At 67.9% G+C, this 4,187-nt stretch carries 6 protein-coding genes; all 6 read left to right on the forward strand.

Annotation, left to right across the window (positions count from 1 at the left end):
* Positions 1–699: hybrid sensor histidine kinase/response regulator (locus E6K76_12290; protein TMQ56674.1), on the forward strand; the 699-nt coding region annotated here is incomplete at its 5' end.
* 144 nt (positions 700–843) lie between these two features.
* Entirely contained in the window at positions 844–2,397 is a 1,554-nt protein-coding gene (locus tag E6K76_12295) for an ATP-binding protein (GenBank protein ID TMQ56675.1), read from the forward strand.
* 132 nt (positions 2,398–2,529) lie between these two features.
* Positions 2,530–3,036: a DinB family protein gene (locus E6K76_12300; protein ID TMQ56676.1), complete on the forward strand. Its 507-nt coding sequence runs from the start codon at positions 2,530–2,532 to the stop codon at positions 3,034–3,036.
* A 1-nt stretch (position 3,037) separates the two neighbouring features.
* On the forward strand, positions 3,038–3,517 hold the full coding sequence (locus E6K76_12305; GenBank protein ID TMQ56677.1) for an SRPBCC domain-containing protein: 480 nt from the start codon (positions 3,038–3,040) through the stop codon (positions 3,515–3,517).
* Complete coding sequence (locus tag E6K76_12310) at positions 3,514–3,927, forward strand: DoxX family protein (GenBank protein ID TMQ56678.1); 414 nt, start codon at positions 3,514–3,516, stop codon at positions 3,925–3,927. Before E6K76_12305 ends, E6K76_12310 begins: the two co-directional genes overlap by 4 nt.
* A gap of 164 nt (positions 3,928–4,091) precedes the next feature.
* The coding region (locus tag E6K76_12315) for a YciI family protein (GenBank protein TMQ56679.1) at positions 4,092–4,187 on the forward strand (96 nt) is incomplete at its 3' end.

A 4,187-nucleotide genomic window follows, 5' to 3' on the forward strand; every position in this document is an offset into this window, starting at 1 on the left:
CATCTGGACCGGCTGAAGTCCGAGTTCCTGGCGAACGTGAACCATGAGCTCCGAACCCCCTTATCCGTGATCGTCCCGGCTCTCGAGTGCGTCATGGAGGCGGACCTCGACATCGCCGAGCTGAAGGCCTTCCTGGGGAGCTCCGCCTTGCAGGCCCGCAAGCTCGTCGTTTTGGTCGAGAACCTCCTGACACTCTCCGAGCTCGGCCGGGACACCCTCTCCCTCCGGGTCGTGGAGCGGGATCTTGTTCCGGTTCTGACCGCCTACCACGCGGAGCGGCTCCCAGGGGTGAGCGCGGGCCTCCGCGACCTCGTGCTGGCGGTCCAGGCGCATTCCCTTCCGGCGCGGTTCGACGAGCTCCGGCTCCGTCAGGTCCTGGACGCGCTGGTGGACAACGCTGTGAAGTTCACGCCGCCCGGCTCGCGCGTCACGCTAGGGGCGGAGGCGCTCGCGCGGGATGGGGTCCAGTGGGCCCGCGTCCGCGTGGAGGACAACGGCCCGGGCATCCCGCCGGACGAGCTTGGGAATCTGTTCGATGCGTTCCGGCAAATCGACGGCTCCACCACACGAAGGGTCGGGGGTCTGGGCATCGGGCTGGCACTCGCCCGGGACCTGGCCGCCCAGATGGGCGGGCGCCTGGTCGCCTCGAGCGAGCAGGGTCGCGGCTCGACCTTCAGTCTCCTCTTGCGCGCCGATTAACGCTGATATCGGAAACGCGTCGCCCACCGGGCGCGCCTTGACAGGGTCCAACGCCGGAGCCTAGACTCCCGCGTCGCATCCCCCCAACCGAATCCCGGCTCACCTTTTCTCCCCCCGCACTTCTTCTCCCCCGGAACGAGCGCCATGCTTGCCCGTGTCACGAGTTGCGCCACGCAAGGGATCGACGGCCTCTTCGTCGAAGTCGAGGCAGACCTGGGCGCCGGACTTCCGACCTTCTCGATCGTGGGATTGCCCGACGCGGCCGTGCGGGAAAGCCGCGAGCGCGTCCTCGCGGCGCTTCGAAACTGCGGCTTCGAGTTTCCCGCCCGAAAGATCACCATCAACCTGGCGCCCGCGCACGTCCGAAAGGAGGGCGCGCGCTTCGACCTTCCGATCGCGGTCGCGCTCCTGCTCGCTTCGGGGCAGATCCCGCGCGGGGCACCACTCGAGGAGGGGATCTTCGTGGGCGAGCTGGCGCTCGACGGAACGCTCCGGGGGGTCCGTGGGATTCTCGCGGTGATGGCGGCCGCAAAGCGGGAGAGGCGGGGCCCGGTGTGGATCCCGCGGGAGAACGGGCGCGAAGCCGGCGCGATCGGCGGCGTTTCGATCCGGAGCTTGGGCTCGCTCCGGGAGCTTCGCGGCGACGACGCGCCCGGCGGCGGGGGAGAGCGAGAAAGGAGCGCCGGCGCGGCAACGTCCCACCAAGGCGCGGGCACCGATGCCGACCCTCCCGGTGGCCCGGTCCGCGCAGCACCCCCCGACCTTGCCGAGGTGCGCGGACAGATCATCGCCCGGCGCGCGCTCGAGGTGGCGGCCGCGGGCGGCCACAACATCCTCTTCGTCGGGCCGCCGGGCTCCGGGAAAACGATGCTCGCCAGCCGCCTGCCAGGCATCCTGCCTCCGCTCGCCCGCGAAGAGGCAGTCGAGGTGAGCACCATCCATTCCGTGGCCGGCCGGCTCCCTCCCGGCTCGGGGCTCATCCTCGAGCCCCCGTTCCGCGCGCCGCATCACACGATCTCGGACGCGGGGCTCGTCGGAGGAGGGCGTGGTCCGCTCCCCGGCGAGGTGAGCCTCGCGCACAAGGGCGTGCTCTTCATGGACGAGCTGCCGGAATTTCATCGGAACGCGCTCGAGGCGCTGCGGCAGCCGCTCGAGGACGGGTACGTTTCCATCGCCCGCGCCGGCGGCACGACGGTGTTTCCGGCGTCCTTCTCGCTGGTCGCCGCGATGAATCCCTGCCCGTGTGGGTGGCGGGGCGATCCACGTCGCGCCTGCCGGTGCGGGCCCGACGCGGTCGCCCGCTACTGGGCGAAAGTTTCGGGACCGATCCTCGATCGCATCGACTTGGTGCTTGAAGTGCCGGCGGTGCCGATGGAGGATCTTTTTTCGGGTGAATCGGGAGAGTCATCGGCCGATGTGCGCGAACGCGTCGTTCGCGCGCGCTCGATCGCGGTGGAACGGAACCAGTCGGGTGGACGAAATGCCACCCTTACGGCGAGAGAGCTCGGGCGCGTCGCGCCGCTCGAACCGGAGTGCCGGCAGCTGATCCGCCACGCCGCGGAGGCGTTTCGGATCACCGCGCGCGGAGTCGTTCGCATCCGGCGGGTCGCCCGGACGATCGCCGACTCCGCGGGCTCGGAGACGGTGCGCGCCGAGCACGTCGCGGAGGCATTGCAATATCGAATGCCGGCGGTGTGAGCGTGGGTCGGTGCCTCGACCATGATTCTTCCCCGGTGAAAGTTGCAACCGGGAAGATGGGTAAGTTACCTTGAATCGCTCCGAGCGCCGGGGATTTCTGGAACGAGTCGCAAACCATAAGGAGACCGAAAAATGAAGACGCAGGAAATGGTGGCGAAGCACTTCGGACTGATGTATCAGACCGCCGCGGCCAACCTGGACGGGGTGACCCACGAGCAGTCCCTGGCACAGCCGCCTCAGGGCGGGAATTGCGCGAACTGGATCCTGGGACACCTCATGAACGTCCAGAACGGTGTGATGAGGCTCCTCGGCGAGAAGCCGGTGTGGGAAAGCGACCAACTCGCCCGGGCGGGGTTCGTCCCGATCACGCGCACGACCGAAGCGATCGACTGGAAGGTCCTCAGAGATCGATTCCTCGGGTCCCGGGAGCGCTGCCTCGCGGCCATCTCTGCGCTGTCCGACGACGCGATGGCCGAGTCGGTTCCGCACCCCTTCGGAGGCACGTGCAGCCGCGCCGAGCTGCTGAACATCCTCGCGTTCCACCAGGCGTACCACGCCGGTCAGTTGGCTATGTCCCGGCGGATCGCGGGGCTGGAGGGCGCGGTGAAGGGGCCTGGCCAGACGCTGGCGAAGGTGTGATATGGCCACAAGAAAAAATAGCCCTGCGTCCGAGCAGGCCGCGCCCGAGCTTCTCATCACGCGTGTCCTCGATGCGCCACGCCCCCTCGTCTTTGAGGCGTGGACCCAGCCCGAGCACCTGGAGCATTGGCAGGGGGCTCCGCGCGGATTCACGGTGACGACCCACGAGGTGGATCTTCGCCCGGGCGGCGCCTTTCGGGTCTGCATGCGCTCCCCCGAAGGCGTCGACCATTGGCTGCGGGGCATCTATCGCGAAATCGTGGCGCCCGGGCGGCTCGTCTTCACCCACGCCTGGCTGGACACCCAGGGAAAGCCGGGCAAGGAGACGCTGGTCACGATCACGCTCGCCGAGCGCGGCGGGAAGACCCTGCTCACGTTGCATCAGACCGGCTTCCAGTCGGTCGAGTCGCGCGATGGGCACAAGGAGGGCTGGACGAGCACCTTCGACCGCCTGGCTGAATATCTGGTCGGCGCGGCATGAGCGCACCGAGCGTCGTCGTGAAGTGGTCGTCTTGGGCGCCGCAATTGCAGAGCGTTCTCCGCATCGTCGCCGCGTTCATATTCATGCTGTCCGGCACGATGAAGCTCTTCGCCTTCCCGGCCGGGATCCCCCCGAACGGAGGCACCGTCCCGTGGATATCCCAGATGGGGCTCGGCGGCATCCTCGAGGTGTTGGGCGGGGGCCTGCTCCTCCTCGGCCTGTTCACTCGACCGGTCGCCTTCCTCCTGTCGGGCGAAATGGCGGTGGCGTACTTCCAGTTCCATTTCCCGCAGGGTTTCTGGCCGACGATGAACGGCGGCAGTCCCGCGGCGCTCTACTGCTTCCTCTGGCTCTACTTCTCGGCCGCAGGCGCCGGGGCGTGGAGCCTCGACGCCATGCGGAGGACGTAACCCCGCGTAGCATCCCAAGCACTTAGGAGCGCCTCAAAGAAACATCACTCGGCGTGTCGATTGGGCGGACCCTCGTTCGTCGCTCCTTATAGAGCGAGGGTTCGACCCGGTCGAGACCGTCCGGAAGCCCTCCTCCCGACCCGAAACCAGAAGGAGACACGACGATGCGGTTCATGGTGCTGGTCAAAGCGGACAAGAATTCGGAGGCGGGCGTTCTTCCCGACACGAAGCTGCTCACCGAGATGGGGAAGTTCAACGAA

The organism is Candidatus Eisenbacteria bacterium (assembly GCA_005893275.1).
Classification (GTDB): Bacteria; Eisenbacteria; RBG-16-71-46; order SZUA-252; family SZUA-252; genus WS-7.

Excerpts from the sequence above, each read along its gene's own strand:
- E6K76_12295 (TMQ56675.1), top strand. The coding sequence starts at position 844 with ATGCTTGCCCGTGTCACGAGTTGCGCCACGCAAGGGATCGACGGCCTC.
- E6K76_12300 (TMQ56676.1), top strand. The coding sequence starts at position 2,530 with ATGAAGACGCAGGAAATGGTGGCGAAGCACTTCGGACTGATGTATCAG.
- E6K76_12305 (TMQ56677.1), top strand. The coding sequence starts at position 3,038 with ATGGCCACAAGAAAAAATAGCCCTGCGTCCGAGCAGGCCGCGCCCGAG.
- E6K76_12310 (TMQ56678.1), top strand. The coding sequence starts at position 3,514 with ATGAGCGCACCGAGCGTCGTCGTGAAGTGGTCGTCTTGGGCGCCGCAA.